Annotated in this window: 15 protein-coding genes; 4 read left to right on the forward strand and 11 right to left on the reverse strand. The window is 61.2% G+C overall.

Annotated features, from left to right (window positions below; genetic code table 11):
• Positions 1–19: 19 nt before the first annotated feature.
• From JKL46_RS20725 to JKL46_RS20735, 3 genes are read right to left on the reverse strand one after another with little or no spacing between them, the layout of a single operon-like run.
• Entirely contained in the window at positions 20–892 is an 873-nt protein-coding gene (locus JKL46_RS20725) for an ABC transporter permease (RefSeq protein ID WP_201836808.1), read from the reverse strand.
• Complete coding sequence (locus JKL46_RS20730; protein WP_201836811.1) at positions 889–1,695, reverse strand: ABC transporter ATP-binding protein; 807 nt, start codon at positions 1,693–1,695, stop codon at positions 889–891. Before JKL46_RS20730 ends, JKL46_RS20725 begins: the two co-directional genes overlap by 4 nt.
• Complete coding sequence (locus JKL46_RS20735; RefSeq protein ID WP_210381417.1) at positions 1,692–2,708, reverse strand: ABC transporter substrate-binding protein; 1,017 nt, start codon at positions 2,706–2,708, stop codon at positions 1,692–1,694. Before JKL46_RS20735 ends, JKL46_RS20730 begins: the two co-directional genes overlap by 4 nt.
• A 179-nt stretch (positions 2,709–2,887) precedes the next feature.
• Between JKL46_RS20735 and JKL46_RS20740 the strand changes: the two genes are divergently transcribed.
• Positions 2,888–3,631: a fumarylacetoacetate hydrolase family protein gene (locus JKL46_RS20740; RefSeq protein WP_201836813.1), complete on the forward strand. Its 744-nt coding sequence runs from the start codon at positions 2,888–2,890 to the stop codon at positions 3,629–3,631.
• A gap of 192 nt (positions 3,632–3,823) precedes the next feature.
• Here JKL46_RS20740 and JKL46_RS20745 read toward each other — a convergent pair whose 3' ends face one another.
• From JKL46_RS20745 to JKL46_RS20770, 6 genes are all read right to left on the reverse strand, one after another.
• Positions 3,824–4,843, reverse strand: coding sequence for an ABC transporter ATP-binding protein (locus JKL46_RS20745; RefSeq protein ID WP_201836815.1), 1,020 nt, complete (start codon positions 4,841–4,843; stop codon positions 3,824–3,826).
• A 31-nt stretch (positions 4,844–4,874) separates the two neighbouring features.
• Positions 4,875–5,729, reverse strand: coding sequence for a carbohydrate ABC transporter permease (locus tag JKL46_RS20750; protein WP_201836817.1), 855 nt, complete (start codon positions 5,727–5,729; stop codon positions 4,875–4,877).
• Positions 5,726–6,586 carry a carbohydrate ABC transporter permease gene (locus JKL46_RS20755; RefSeq protein WP_201836931.1) on the reverse strand — a complete coding sequence of 287 codons (861 nt, stop codon included), beginning with the start codon at positions 6,584–6,586 and terminating at the stop codon, positions 5,726–5,728. The genes JKL46_RS20750 and JKL46_RS20755 overlap by 4 nt, the downstream gene beginning before the upstream one ends.
• A 78-nt stretch (positions 6,587–6,664) precedes the next feature.
• Positions 6,665–7,897, reverse strand: coding sequence for an ABC transporter substrate-binding protein (locus JKL46_RS20760; protein ID WP_425493288.1), 1,233 nt, complete (start codon positions 7,895–7,897; stop codon positions 6,665–6,667).
• A gap of 42 nt (positions 7,898–7,939) precedes the next feature.
• On the reverse strand, positions 7,940–8,746 hold the full coding sequence (locus JKL46_RS20765; RefSeq protein ID WP_201836821.1) for an SDR family NAD(P)-dependent oxidoreductase: 807 nt from the start codon (positions 8,744–8,746) through the stop codon (positions 7,940–7,942).
• Positions 8,743–9,507, reverse strand: a complete 765-nt coding sequence (locus JKL46_RS20770) for a FadR/GntR family transcriptional regulator (RefSeq protein WP_201836823.1) — start codon at positions 9,505–9,507, stop codon at positions 8,743–8,745. Before JKL46_RS20770 ends, JKL46_RS20765 begins: the two co-directional genes overlap by 4 nt.
• A gap of 130 nt (positions 9,508–9,637) precedes the next feature.
• Here JKL46_RS20770 and JKL46_RS20775 point away from each other — a divergent pair, with 130 nt between their 5' ends.
• The 3 genes from JKL46_RS20775 to JKL46_RS20785 all read left to right on the forward strand — a co-directional run bounded on the left by JKL46_RS20775 (position 9,638) and on the right by JKL46_RS20785 (position 12,155).
• Entirely contained in the window at positions 9,638–10,762 is a 1,125-nt protein-coding gene (locus tag JKL46_RS20775; RefSeq protein ID WP_201836825.1) for a mandelate racemase/muconate lactonizing enzyme family protein, read from the forward strand.
• A gap of 191 nt (positions 10,763–10,953) precedes the next feature.
• Positions 10,954–11,820 carry a DUF6772 family protein gene (locus JKL46_RS20780; protein ID WP_201836933.1) on the forward strand — a complete coding sequence of 289 codons (867 nt, stop codon included), beginning with the start codon at positions 10,954–10,956 and terminating at the stop codon, positions 11,818–11,820.
• On the forward strand, positions 11,820–12,155 hold the full coding sequence (locus JKL46_RS20785) for a hypothetical protein (RefSeq protein WP_201836827.1): 336 nt from the start codon (positions 11,820–11,822) through the stop codon (positions 12,153–12,155). The genes JKL46_RS20780 and JKL46_RS20785 overlap by 1 nt, the downstream gene beginning before the upstream one ends.
• A gap of 27 nt (positions 12,156–12,182) precedes the next feature.
• Here JKL46_RS20785 and JKL46_RS20790 read toward each other — a convergent pair whose 3' ends face one another.
• Both JKL46_RS20790 and JKL46_RS20795 read right to left on the reverse strand, forming a co-directional pair.
• Positions 12,183–12,731: a chromate transporter gene (locus JKL46_RS20790; protein WP_201836829.1), complete on the reverse strand. Its 549-nt coding sequence runs from the start codon at positions 12,729–12,731 to the stop codon at positions 12,183–12,185.
• Positions 12,724–13,281 carry a chromate transporter gene (locus JKL46_RS20795; protein ID WP_201836831.1) on the reverse strand — a complete coding sequence of 186 codons (558 nt, stop codon included), beginning with the start codon at positions 13,279–13,281 and terminating at the stop codon, positions 12,724–12,726. The genes JKL46_RS20790 and JKL46_RS20795 overlap by 8 nt, the downstream gene beginning before the upstream one ends.
• Positions 13,282–13,300 lie beyond the last annotated feature (19 nt).

Genomic DNA, 13,300 nt, shown 5'->3' on the forward strand with positions numbered 1-13,300 from the left:
AATTCTCTTGGATTCTCGACTAATGGCCCGCCCGCGCGCGCACACCATTGTCGGTTCTATGCCAGAAGACAAATTTGTACTGCATCCAGGAGACGATGGCGAACATCGACAGGCCGAGCAAGCTCAGATAGATGATCAATGAAAAGACGCGCGGTGTATTCAGCTGAGATGCTGCCACGCGGATCAACTCGCCAAATCCCTGGCCGCCCCCCAGAAATTCGCCGGCGATCGCTCCCGAGACCACGCTGATCGATGCGATCTTCAGGCCTGTAAAGAACTGGGGCAGGCCGGTCGGGATCTTCAGCTTGAGAAGCGTCTTCAGGCGCGAGGCACCGATGCTCTTGAAGAGCATGCGCGCATTCTCATCGGCCGCATGCAAGCCGGCGGCGGTGCCAACGACGATTGGGAACACGGAAATGAAGGCGGCAAGCGCGACCTTGGACGTGATGCCGAATCCGAGCCATGCGACGAAGAGCGGCGCGAAAGCGAGCTTCGGCATTGTATCGATCGCAACGATGTATGGCATGACGGCTCGCTCGCCGAAGGATGTCTCCCCAACGAGAATGCCGAGAGAAACGCCGATCACCAATGCGACGACAAAGCCCCAGATCACCTCCTGCGTGGTGACCCAGAATGCGGCAAGCATATAGTTGCCAGAAAGGAGGCCGCGCCCAACGAAGCCGAGGTCGAGGATGGTTTCCGTTGGCGACGGCAGAATGAGCGGAGACACGATGCCTGCAGAGGTTGCGAGGTGCCAGATGCCGATGAAGGCAACCAGCAGAAGCGTCATCGAAACCCACCGCGGAATGAGCGAGATGAGGGATACCCGCTCCGTCCAGACGGTGTCCTCTTCCTCTGTGCCATAGACTGCCGGCTGCGCAAGATCGCTCATAGGAAGGCTCCCTTGTCGAGGAGGTTGCGGATGGTGCTGACGTAGCGGCCGAATTCCGGCAGAGTGGCCATGTCGAGCGTGCGCGGGCGTGGGAGGTCGATTTCTATGGTCTGCACGACGCGACCCGGCCTGGCCGACATGACATGTACGACATCGGAAAGGATCACGGCCTCGGATATCGAGTGGGTTACCAGAAATGCCGTGGCACCCCGCTCGAGACAGATGCGCTGCAGTTCCATATTCATGAAGTCGCGGGTGATTTCATCGAGAGCGCTGAACGGCTCGTCCAGAAGCAACACATCCGGCTCGGATACGAGCATTCTGCAGATCGCAGCACGCTGCGCCATTCCGCCCGACAACTGCGAAGGATAGACGCTTTCGAAGCCTTTAAGCCCGACAAGCTCCAGGAGAGACAGCGCACGTGGGCGCGCGGCCTCCGCCGCCGCTTTTCCATCCCGCACTTCGATCGGCAGCAGAACGTTCTGCAATGTGGTGCGCCAGGGAAACAGTGTCGCCTGCTGGAACATCATGCCGATATCCGGACGAGCGCCCAGAACCGGTTTGCCGGAAAGCATGACACGCCCCTTCGAGGGAGGCGTCAATCCGGCCATGATCTTGAGAAGCGTAGACTTGCCGCATCCGCTTGACCCGATGACGGAGTGAAACTCACCCTGACGAAGCGAAAGGCTCACCTGTTCCAAGGCAACGATGCCGCCGCCGCGGTAATATTTGGAGACATTGGTCAGTTCATAGACTGGCCGGGGCAATGCCCCGGCCGTTTGGAGTACCGGAAACGGCCTCATTTGGCGGCATTCCACTTTTCTACGAATTCGTTGGAATAAGCGCGCGTCAGATCTGGCAGCGGCTTCTGAAGATCGCCTGCGGCAACCAGGGTCTTCTGCCACAATTCCCAACCCACCGGGTTATTGTAGCCATATCCCTTGGACGGGTCGATCGGCGCGGTCAGGTTGAAGTAGATGTCGAGGAGCGCGTCGGCGAACTTCATATCTTCGAGCTGTTGGGGGTTGCCCAGTTTCGCATGCTCGAGAGTCTTCGCGCGATTGGCGGGATCGATGCCGAACTTCATGCCCTTCACCAGTGCACGTCCGAACCGTTCGATAGTATCCTTGTTTTCCTCGAGATACTTGCGGGTCACAACATATCCGTTGCCGAAGAAGGCCTGAAATTCCGGCGGGGTCAGGGTGCGAAGCTTCACGCCGCGCAGGCGCAGAGTTGCGGCGCCTGCGGTGTCGGATGCATAGGCATCGATCGATTTGCGCATGAAGCCCGCGACCGCCATGCCGCCTTCGCCGACGGTGATGAATTTGTAATCCGTTCCCTCCTTCATGCCGACCGAGTCGAAGATGGAGCGCACGAAAGCAACCTCCGCGCCGTCAGCGGTTCCGACGCCGATCGTCTTTCCCTTGAGATCCGTCGGCTTCTGAAACGGCGATTCTTCCGGAACGACGAGATTGAACTGGCTGCGGGTGAAGTAATTGTAGATGTAGACGAGATCCTCGCCACGCTGACGGGCACTCATGAGGGGGCCGGGGCCGGGATGGCCGAGATTCGCTTGGCCCGCGAGCAGCGCCTGAATGACCTGGCCCGATCCGTTGACACTCTGGGGTTGGATCTTCAGTCCTTCGGCCGCGAAGTATCCCTCCCCGATCGCGTTGTAGAGGCCGAAGTAACCGAGACCGCCGGGGCTTGGGAAAGCAATCGTCAGTTGCTTCAGCTCCTGCGCGACGGTTTGGGCTGACGACATGAGGAGCGGCACAAGTGCCGCTGCGGCGATGAAGTGTCTGCGCTTGATCATTACGGTTCCCTCTTTTTATGTGCCGTAACGGGAATGATGCACCATCAAATATCGCTGTCAATTAAAATGGCTAATTGCTCCATTAAAAACATTTTATGCATATTATTCTCGACAGGCGAAATTGTGCAGATAAGATGCTGGCGCGATCTGGCCCTTAAGGCCCCTACGGGAATGGAAAGATGAAAGATTCGGAAAATCTTGTGGTACCGGCACCTGTCCTGCCGACATTGCCGATTGTGGGCACCGACCGACGTTTCCCGGTTCGACGCATCTATTGCATCGGTCGAAACTACGTTGCTCATGTCCGTGAGATGGGCGGTGACGAGACGCGGGACTTTCCGCTGATCTTTCAGAAGCCCCTTGACGCCATCGTGCAGGATGGCGGTGTGGTTCCATATCCGCCGAAGACAAACAACTTTCACTTCGAGCTGGAACTGATGGTGGCGATGAAATCCGGCGGCTACAACATCCCGGAAGGCGACGCTCTTTCGCATGTTTTCGGCTATGGCATCTGTCTCGACATGACCCGCCGCACTCTGCTCGACACTCCCGATGGCCCGCGAATCCCATGGGAATTGAAGAAGGCGTTCGATCATTCCGCGCCGTGCGGTCCCATTCACCCGGTAGAGCAAGTGGGTCACCCCACCAGCGGCCGTATCCGCTTAGAGGTTGACGGCGAGGCCCGACAGGATTCGGACCTCAGCCTGCTGATCTGGCGTGTGCCGGAGATCATCGCGACGCTGTCGAATTACTATTCCCTCGAACCAGGCGACATCATCATGACAGGCACGCCGGACGGTGTTGGCCCGGTCATGCCGGGAAATGTGATGGTCGGAAGCATCGACGGGCTTGGAACCCTGACCATCACCGTCGGTGAGCAGGCAGTCGCCGGTGCTCCGGTCCCCCATCGCCTTAGCGCCTAGAGCATTTTTCGGCGAAGTGGATTCGGCTCACCGTCAAAAAATGCGGGAAACCAAAGAAGAGAGGCGATTCCCCACGCAAGTGGAAACAGCTCTAGGCTCGTCCAGGCGGCGAGAAGCTACCCCAATGCCAAAGCGGCCGGTGCAACGCAGCCGGCCGCTTTTTCCCGTCTGTCTCTCGCAGGCAGTTGAAATCTAGCTGGCTCGTTGGCCGGCGCTGTCGAAAAAGTGCAGCCGGTCTGGCGCGATCGTCAGTCCCAGGGTGGTGTCCGCATCGATTGTCGGCCCGTCATACGCCACGAGGAAAATCTCGCCGTCAGGCAGTTCCACGTGCAGCAGCGAGGAGGCACCGGTATACTCGCTGAGGAGCACTTTCCCGCTGACGAGACCCGAACCGGGATCGGTCAGCTTGAGATCCTCGGGCCGCATGCCGACATGGGCAGCGCTGTCGGGACGGACGGGCAAAGCCTTCGCGACCGAACCGACGGGAAGGATGTTCATTTTTGGGCTGCCGATGAACTGCGCCACGAACAGATTGCCAGGCCTCTCGTAAAGCTCTCGCGGCGTGCCGACCTGCTCGACGAGCCCGTCACGCAGCACCACAATCTTGTCGGCCAGCGTCATAGCCTCGATCTGATCATGCGTCACGTATATCATGGTGCTGCCGAGACGCTTGTGCAGCGAGGCAATCTCGGAGCGCATATGAACGCGCAGCTCCGCATCGAGGTTGGACAGTGGCTCATCGAACAGGAAAACCTCCGGGTCGCCGACGATCGCACGGCCAATGGCGACGCGCTGCCGTTGTCCGCCCGAAAGTTCGCGCGGGAAGCGGTCGAGGAGAGGCTCGAGCTTGAGCGTGCGTGCCGCCTCCATGACGCGGCGGGCGCGTTCATCGATCGGCACCTTCCGAACTTTGAGGCCGAATCCCATATTGTCGCGCACGTTGAGATGGGGGTAGAGCGCGTAGGACTGGAACACCATCGCAACCCCGCGACGGGCCGGCGGCGTCTCGTTGACGACCCGATTTCCGATTTTGAGCACGCCGGAGCTGATGTCCTCCAAGCCCGAGATCATGCGCAGCAGGGTGGATTTTCCGCAGCCGGATGGCCCGACGAAGACGACGAATTCACCGTCATCGACCGAGAGATCGACGCCCCGAATGACTTCGGTTCGGCCGAAGTGCTTCTTGACGTTATTGAGAGAAAGACTGGTCATGACAAATCCGATATGCGGTCGGGAGTGTTGCCTAGCCCTTCACGCCGGAGAGGGCGAAGCTCTCGATGATCTGGCGCTGGGCGATGATGTAGACGACAAGGATCGGGATGACCGCAAGGCTAGTGGCGGCCAATTGCAGGTGCCAAAGCGGCATGCCGTAGGGATCGGTGAAGTTCGACAGCGCCAGCGGCAACGTAAACTTGTCCAGAGACGAGACGAAGATCAGCGGCTCGAGAAAGAGATTCCAGGAATTGAGGAACGTAATGATGGCGACAGCGGCAAGCGCCGGTCGGGACATGGGCAGAGCGATGCTCCACCAGACGCCAAGCCGCGACAAGCCGTCCATCTTGCCAGCATCCTCGAGCTCCTTCGGCAACGCGAGAAAGTACTGACGCATGAGGAAGGTCGCCATGATGCCTTGCGGCCCGAAGGTCGGCAGCAGGATCAGAGGCCAATGCGTGTCCACGAGGCCGGCCCAGCGCATCATGAAGAAATTGGGGATGATCGTCACTTCTTCGGGAACCATGAGCGCGGAGACCAGGAAGAGCGCAACCAACGCTGCGCCGGCAAACCGCATGCGCGCCAGCGCATAGCCCGCGAGCGACGAGACGAGCAGCGTCAATGCCGTTACGGTGACGGCGATATAGAGCGAGTTGAGATATTGCCGCGCAAACGGCTGATGCTTGAAGACGTCGATGAAGTTCTGCCATTGCCATTCGCGCGGCACAAGGCTTGGCGATCCGAAAATCTCGGCAGCGCTTTTGAAGCCGGACGAGACCATCCAAAGGAAGGGAAAGACGAACGGAATGGCAACGATGCAGAGCGCGAGCGTCCAGCAGATCTGATTGATGATGCGGATCCGGCGTCTTGTGAGAGATGCAGTCATGTATCCCTCCGGCGCAGTACGAGTTGGAAGATCGTCAGCATCATGACAACGACGAACATGATCATGGCGAGCGCCGACGCGTAGCCGACGTCGAAGAACTGGAATCCTTGCTGGTAGATGTAGAACGCGAGGACGAGGGTGCCGTTCTCCGGCCCGCCGCCGGTCATCTGATAGATGTGGTCGAACACCTTGAACGATCCGATGGTGGTGATGACCATGATGACCAGCGTCGTGGGCCCCAGCAGCGGCCAGATGATCCAGCGAAAGATCTGCCAGCCCGACGCGCCCTCAAGCCGGGCGGCGGCCGCATAGTCGCGTGGGATCGCCTGCAGCGCAGCGATATAGAGAATCATGTTGAGGCCGACCATCTTGATGACGCGAGTCACGATCACGGCGGCCATTGCCCAGTTCGGCTCGCGCAGCCAGTTGGGTCCATCGATGCCGATCGAAGCGAGCATCTGGTTGATGAACCCGGCTTCACCCTGAAGCAGGAATTTCCAGACGATCGCCCAGGCGACGGCGGATGTCACCACCGGTGCGAAGAAAACTGTGCGGAAGATGACGACGCCTGCGAAGCGGCCCGACAGGGCAAGCGCCAGCGAGAGCGCCAGCGCCATGTTGAGAGGCACGAGCCCGATCGCGAAGATCACCGAGTTGCGGATGACGTGCCAGAAATCGGGATTGCGAAACAGCGCATCACTGTAATTGTCGAGACCGACGAAGGTAGCCTGCTGCGTGAGCAGGTTCCACTCGGTCAGCGAATACCAGACCACGGCGATCAGCGGTCCGACGAAAAAGATCAGGAAGCCGGCAAGCGTGGGGCTGATGAAGAGCCATGACTCCATCGCCTCACGCATCTTCAAGGTGAGCCACGGCGCATCCTCGCGGCGCGCCGTGTCTCGTATTGGGAGAGCCCCCGCCACTGTCCTGACCCCTCAGAGCAGCGGTTGGATGGCAGTGCAGACAGCTTTCAACGAAGCTTCCACGTCCGCATTGGCACGCCACAGGGCGTCGACGCGCGGCTTCATCGCGGCGAGGATCTGCGGGCTTTTCTCATGGGCCGGCAGCACCTTGCCCTTGGAAATGGCGTCGGCGACGACCTTCATCTGCTCCGGGGGAATAAGGTTGTTGGATTTCGTGAAGGCGTCGCTGTCGAGCACGCTCTTGCGTGCCGGCGGGAAGAACTGCGCGGCAGCGGCGACGTTATCCTTGGTGGTCATGTGAGCCACGAACTCGGCCGCGAGCTCCTTCTGCTTGCCGGCGGAGAATACGACGATGCCGGCCTGGCCGATGACGGGCGACTCGCCGCCAGCACCTGTGGGCAGTGGAGCGATGCCCCATTTGAAACCTGCCTTCGGCATGAGCGAGGCACGCGAAATCTGGTTGATGGTCATCGCAGAGCCGCCGGAGAAATAATCCCCCTGCTCGCCGGGCGGAACGATCGACTTGTCCTTGAAGACCATGTCGTGCAGCTGCTTGACGGCCGCTACCGCCTCAGGCTTGTCGAACCCGCACTGCTTGTTGGCCCACACGTCTCCGCCGGCAGCGCGGATCGGCGGCATCAGTGCATGCATGATGCGTGTGTCGTAGCCCTGACCGTCCTTGAACTCGAAGCCCCATTTACCCGTGGCATCCTTCAGCTTTTTGGACACTTCCTGGAACTTCGCCATGTTCCACTGGCCCTTTGCCGCGAGCGCATTCGGGTCTTCCAGACCTGCCTTGTCGAAGAGGTCCTTGTTGTAGAAGATCACGAAGGGCGAGGTCGAGAACGGCACCCCATAGACCTTGTCGCCCGCGGTCCACAGGCCGAGAGCGGGCTTGGAGAAGTCCGCGAAGTCGTAACCCTGAGCCTTGTTCAAGGCTGGAGCGAGATTGTCCAGCACACCCGCCGCGGCGAAGGTAGGCGCGGCATCCTCCATCAACCACCCAGCATCCGGAGCATTGCCTCCGGCCAGCTGGAAGGTCAGCTTCTGGGTGTAGTCGCCCGGGGGAATCGTCTCATACTTGACGGTCACGTCCGGATGCTTCGCCTTGAAGCTCTCCGCGAACCCATTGAGCATCTTGAGATGCGCCTCGTTGCCCGTCCAGATGGTGAAACGGAGCTCGGCGGCACCAAGGGAGCCCGACATCATTCCGAGCGCCAGCACCGTCGTCGTCATTCTCTTCATTGTGGTTTTCATCGTTCTCCTCCCTGCTATGTTTGTTTGGGTTTATCTGAGCACGAACTCGCCCGGGAGCGAGCCCGGTGCATCGCCGATCGTCCAACCGCCATCGACCGGTATGTCCACCCCCGTCAGATACGCTGCTTCCTCCGAACACAGGAAGATAGCAGGTCCCACGCAATCCTCCGGCCGCCCGGGACGCCCGACGGGAATCTTGGCGGCGACGGCATGGCGGAACGAGGGGTCGGCATAGCGGTCCGCCGTGCGTTCCGTTTCGATGGCGCCTGGAGAGATCACGTTCATTGTGACCCCACGTGCGGCAACCTCACGGGCAATGGCGCGAATAGCGGTGAGCTGCGCAGACTTGAACGCCGCATAGGCGACTGTCTCGGCACGCGGCCGAGCCGCCATGACGCTGCCAGTGGCCACGACACGACCCCACCCACGCTCTGCCATAGCAGGAACGAGCGCGCGGCAGAGCGCTATGAGCGACGCGAAATTCGCGGTGAAATGTAATGCCAGATGATCTTCCGTCGCATCCTGCCAGGGCGCACGGCGCTCGATGGCCGCATTGGCGATCAGGATGTCGACGGCCCCGAATTCATTCGTCACCCGGCGCGCGAGCGCTTCGGGCGCAGAGGCATCCAGGAAATCCGCCTCGAATTCCATTGTGGCACGGCCGGCGGCGCCGATCTCGGCACGGACCGACGCCAAACCTTCCCGATCGCCGTGACCATGGACCGCCACATCCGCACCCTGTCTCGCCAATCCCAGTGCGATCGCGCGCCCGATGCCCGAATTGGCACCGGTCACCATCGCGCGGCGACCGAGGAGGGAGAAGGCACCGGTCATCATTGCGCCTCCCTGCCCTTGCCGAGCTTTTCGGCAACCTCGAGCGAAGCGATGTCCGCCGCCTCGAAATGAGCAATGATCTTCTGCTCGGCGAGATCCGGCTTGCCGGCCGCAATCGCTTCGTAGATGGCACGATGACGCTCGACGGTCGCGTTCCAGTCGGCACCGGTGCGGTTCGCGCGGCGCGAGAAGAGTTCCGAGACCTCGCGCTGGACGGAGCGCATACCCTCCATCTGGACGCGGATCATGGTGTTGCCCGTTGCGAGCGCGATACCGAGGTGAAAGAGGATATCGGCCTCGGTGAAGCCTGCCGGCTCCTTGATGGAGCCGGTCATGTCATGCAGCGCCTGCTTCATGGCGGCCAGCCCCGCCGGATCGCGACGCTCCGCCGCCAATCGGGCAATCCCCGTCTCGATCACACGGCGCATTTCGTTCGCCTCGCGCAGGCGCTCGAGGCTCGACCGCGCGGCATAGCCGTAGATGCGCTCCATCGGCTCGCCGTTGATCGCCTTGGCGCGCGCGACCTTGCCCTGCTGGGTGAAGATCAGACCTGCCGCCGCCAGCTGGCGCAGCGCCTCGCGGGCGATGGGCTTGGAGACACCGAACTCGCGGGCGATCTCGCCTTCGGCCGGCAGCGCCTCTCCGGGTGCGATGCGACCATCGAACAGCGCCGCGGCAATCGCGTCGGAAACGGTGTCCGCGAGCCGGGCGGGTACGACCGGCTTCGAGGAGAAAAGAGGCTTTCTGGCCGATCCTGCGCTCATGGGACTCCCGACTTTCCCGATCATTACCACACCAGCTATAAACATAGCAACTATGCTTTTTAGTTGCCAAGCAATTGCGTTCCACGCTATGACCAGCTTGAGAAAGACGTAAAGCCAGGTGCCGACAGGTATGAACAGCGCAGAGATCCGCATCACCGACGTGATTGCCCATCCGCTGAAGCAGACATTGCCGCGGCCGACGGTGACCTCATGGGGAACCTACAATGAGGTCTCGATCCTGCTGGTCGAGGTGCGCACCGACGCCGGCATCACCGGCGTGGGCGAAGCCTTGGCGCGCTTTTCTCCGAAGGCCTATGCCGAACTGATCGAGACCTCGCTGAAGCCGCGCCTCGTCGGCGGCAATCCCACTGACATTCAAGCCCATTGGCGCGCCATGCGGCGTGCGCTCTCCGGACGTTCCGGCGGCATGCTGTTCGAGGCGATATCAGGCGTCGACATCGCCCTCTGGGACATACTCGGCAAGGTGGCCGGCCTGCCCATTCATCGCCTGCTCGGCGGCATGGGCCGGACCGAAGTGCCCGTCTACGCGGCTTCCGTGAACTGGGGCAGCGACGAGTTCATGGACAGCGAACTCGACAACTACCTGGCGAAGGGATTCCCGCGGATCAAGGTGAAGATCGCGAATCCCGTCAAAGACGCCTGCCGGCGCATCGCCCGTCTGCGCAAACGGGCCGGCGACGACATCGAACTCTGTGTCGATGCCAATTGGGCCTATACGCTGGAAGAGGCGGTGGAAGTGGGCCGCGCCCTGTCCGACAATGCTTATTTCTGGTTCGAAGAGCCACTGCGGCCCGAGGACGAGGCCGGCTACGAGGAGCTCCACCGCCGTTGCGCCACGCCGCTCGCGGCGGGTGAGAGCAATTATACCCTCGATCAGGCGATGCGCCTCGTATCCAATCGAACCCTCTCCTACCTCCAGCCCGATGTTGCCCGTTCCGGCGGAATCAGCGAGACGCGCCGCATGGCCGAGTTCGCTGCAGCGCATGATGTTCAATACGCGCCCCATATCGGCATGTCCGGCATCATCTGCGAAACGGCGAGCGTGCATCTTGCCGCGGCGATGCCGAACATTCGCGCCATGGAATGCGAGACCGATTCCAGTCCGTTCAAGACGGCGCTGACGGGCGCCGCGCCCGGCGCGGACCGGCAGAAGAACGGCATGCTGCCGGTACCGACCGGCCCTGGCCTCGGCATCGAGATCGACTGGGATGCAGTCGCGCGGCTTCGCGCTTAGAGCATCGTGCGGACCCAGCGGGCCGCGCAAGCGAAAGTGGCCCCGGTTTGCCACAAAGAACGGTGCTCTCATCAAAAGAGGAAGCATCGGATTGGTTCCCAAAGGTGGGTCCGCTTTTGGGTCCGATGCTTTAGCGGAGCATGGAGACGAGGATGACTTCGACTGTACCGACGAACGACCTGACAGAGGCCATGCGGCTTGCGATTCTGCGCTCCGATCCCAAGCTCAGCCGGTTCGATCCCCTGCCGCGCATCATCAGCCACGACAGCTTTTCCACCGGCCATTGCGGCTGGTCGCAGCTTGTCGGCAACTACGAGAACGATCTCGACACGATGCTGCCGGGCTATGCTCAGCACACGAGCGCCATGCTCTCGACATTGCCGCATTGGGATTCCGGTTCGCACGGCGGCATGGGATCGTCCTACGCCCTGAAGATCGCGACGCGACCGCGTAAAGGAGCACAGAACGTCGCCATCAAGCGTCATACCTTCCGCCACCGCGGCAGGATCCGGTTCGAGATCTATTTCACCTTCAAGCCGGAGGCGACGGAGCTCAAGCTCAGCGAGACCGACGTGCGCTCGGTCGGCTTCCTGTTCGATCTGCAGTCGGGCGACCAGGACGCCGACGGCCAGCGTGTGATGCCGCATCTGCGCTTCCTCAATGCGCTGGACGGCGAGCACTTACAGAAGTGGCAGTTCAAGCGCCGGACCACCGAACTGAAGCCGATCGGCAACAGCGACAAGACCCTCAGCCATTACCATCTGTCGCCTGAAGACTGGGAAGATCTGCCTGGAGGCGCCCAGCGCCTCTGCTACAACGAGATTCCGACCAAGATCAACTGGACCTATCTCGCCTTCGACTTCGATCTGGAAGAGATGAAGGCATTGTCCTTCCGCTGCAACGATCGCACCTTCGATATGTCTGGATTCGAGTCCATCCGCATACCGGCGATGAAGAATCTCTGGTGCATGCTGAACTTCTGCCTTTTCGCCGAAACAGATACGGACAAGCGTGCTTTCCTGTACGTCGATTCCGTCTGCATCTCGGGAGATTTCTGATGCTGCCCGAGAACATCACATTGGTGGTCGGCCGCAACGAGCGCTGGACGGGCGCCGCGGCAACGGAGCCTTTCGAAGCAGGCTGGGCCCGCGAGGCCATCATCTTCATCCGTGCGTTGAAGGAGCCCAAGGGCGAGCAACCCGTGGCGCGGGTCGAGATCTCGCCCGATGGCATGCGCTGGGCGGCCGAGGGAACCGAGGCTCCAATGCCTTCACGCAAGGACGGCATTGCGGTCCTTCGCGTGAAGCACTTCGGCAACTGGCTGCGTGTCGCTGCGGATTACCCGTCAGGCTCCGAAAGCACCGTCCTTGTGACGGTTCACCTGAAGGCCTGACGTGGCCTTCTGGATCCGCACGCTTCGCTAATTGAATTGAGGAACCATGCTGTGCCAGAGCGCGAAGGCAACGGCACCGCCCGCAAGCAGGGTCAACGGGTTCAGCTGCGGACGCAAGGCCAAGACCGCGGCCGCGACGCCCGCGATGACCCAGGACAGGATACCCGCCCCCGCGATGCGGAAGATCGCGAACACACCGGCCAGGATCAGCCCCGCGCCGATGGGTGCGAGCCCGTTTTCCAGCGCCGTGTGCCAGTGGCGCCCGCGGTAATGGTTCCATATCTTCGTGATGCCGTAGCAGAGAAGCGATGACGGAACGAAGAGCGCGAGCGTCGCCACGATGGCGCCGGTCCAGCCTGCCACCTTCCAGCCGAGCAGGGTCACGAGCATGGAGCCCGGGCCGGGCGCAGCCCGGGCTATCGCGAAGAGGTCGACGAACTCCCGCGCCGTGACCCAGTGATAGACCTCGACGGATTGATGCTGGATGCCGGCGAAGATGCTGGGGCCACCGCCGATCGAGACCAGTGAGAACGGCACGAAGACGACGATCAGGGACCAGAGAGCATTCTCACGCATCGGACGAGCTCTGCCACCACGCAAATGCGACCGATACGGGTGCGAGCCCCAGCACCACCGGCACCAGCGGCCATTGCAGAAGACCCACGGTCACGAAGGTCGTCATCAGGATCAGGAACGGCACGAGGCGGCGGCTCGAACTATAGGCGCCCTTCACGGCCACGATCAGGAGCAATCCGATGGCAGCCGCCGCAGCTCCGCTCATGGCATCCTGGATCCACGGCATCGCAGCGAGTTGCGCATAGGCCGAAACCATCGCGATCACGGCAAAGAACGGACCGATTACAAGTCCAACTAGAGCGCTGACAGCCCCCACGGGTCCGCGTAGGCGCTGGCCGATATAAACTGTCAAATTGGTGACGTTGGCTCCGGGCAGAATCTGAGACAGCGCCAAGCCGGAGAAGAAGTCCTCGTCGCTTATCCAACCCCGTAGGGTCACCACTTCGCGATAGATCCAGCCCGAGAGCCCTCCGCCGAAGCTGAAGAGCCCCACACGGAAGAACACGAGAAAGAGTGACATCAGGGAAACCGGTGTCTGGATCGGGCTCATCGGACCATCCAGGGTTCAT

Source organism: Microvirga zambiensis WSM3693, from assembly GCF_016735695.1.
Taxonomy (GTDB): Bacteria; Pseudomonadota; Alphaproteobacteria; order Rhizobiales; family Beijerinckiaceae; genus Microvirga; species Microvirga zambiensis.

What these genes read in the sequence shown, in the direction of transcription:
- JKL46_RS20770 (WP_201836823.1), bottom strand. Translation starts at nt 9,507, where the DNA reads ATGAGCGCAGGATCGGCCAGAAAGCCTCTTTTCTCCTCGAAGCCGGTC.
- JKL46_RS20730 (WP_201836811.1), bottom strand. Translation starts at nt 1,695, where the DNA reads ATGAGGCCGTTTCCGGTACTCCAAACGGCCGGGGCATTGCCCCGGCCA.
- JKL46_RS20780 (WP_201836933.1), top strand. Translation starts at nt 10,954, where the DNA reads ATGCGGCTTGCGATTCTGCGCTCCGATCCCAAGCTCAGCCGGTTCGAT.
- JKL46_RS20750 (WP_201836817.1), bottom strand. Translation starts at nt 5,729, where the DNA reads ATGACTGCATCTCTCACAAGACGCCGGATCCGCATCATCAATCAGATC.
- JKL46_RS20755 (WP_201836931.1), bottom strand. Translation starts at nt 6,586, where the DNA reads ATGCGTGAGGCGATGGAGTCATGGCTCTTCATCAGCCCCACGCTTGCC.
- JKL46_RS20760 (WP_425493288.1), bottom strand. Translation starts at nt 7,897, where the DNA reads ATGAAGAGAATGACGACGACGGTGCTGGCGCTCGGAATGATGTCGGGC.
- JKL46_RS20745 (WP_201836815.1), bottom strand. Translation starts at nt 4,843, where the DNA reads ATGACCAGTCTTTCTCTCAATAACGTCAAGAAGCACTTCGGCCGAACC.
- JKL46_RS20790 (WP_201836829.1), bottom strand. Translation starts at nt 12,731, where the DNA reads ATGCGTGAGAATGCTCTCTGGTCCCTGATCGTCGTCTTCGTGCCGTTC.
- JKL46_RS20735 (WP_210381417.1), bottom strand. Translation starts at nt 2,708, where the DNA reads ATGATCAAGCGCAGACACTTCATCGCCGCAGCGGCACTTGTGCCGCTC.
- JKL46_RS20725 (WP_201836808.1), bottom strand. Translation starts at nt 892, where the DNA reads ATGAGCGATCTTGCGCAGCCGGCAGTCTATGGCACAGAGGAAGAGGAC.
- JKL46_RS20775 (WP_201836825.1), top strand. Translation starts at nt 9,638, where the DNA reads ATGAACAGCGCAGAGATCCGCATCACCGACGTGATTGCCCATCCGCTG.
- JKL46_RS20785 (WP_201836827.1), top strand. Translation starts at nt 11,820, where the DNA reads ATGCTGCCCGAGAACATCACATTGGTGGTCGGCCGCAACGAGCGCTGG.
- JKL46_RS20795 (WP_201836831.1), bottom strand. Translation starts at nt 13,281, where the DNA reads ATGAGCCCGATCCAGACACCGGTTTCCCTGATGTCACTCTTTCTCGTG.
- JKL46_RS20765 (WP_201836821.1), bottom strand. Translation starts at nt 8,746, where the DNA reads ATGATGACCGGTGCCTTCTCCCTCCTCGGTCGCCGCGCGATGGTGACC.
- JKL46_RS20740 (WP_201836813.1), top strand. Translation starts at nt 2,888, where the DNA reads ATGAAAGATTCGGAAAATCTTGTGGTACCGGCACCTGTCCTGCCGACA.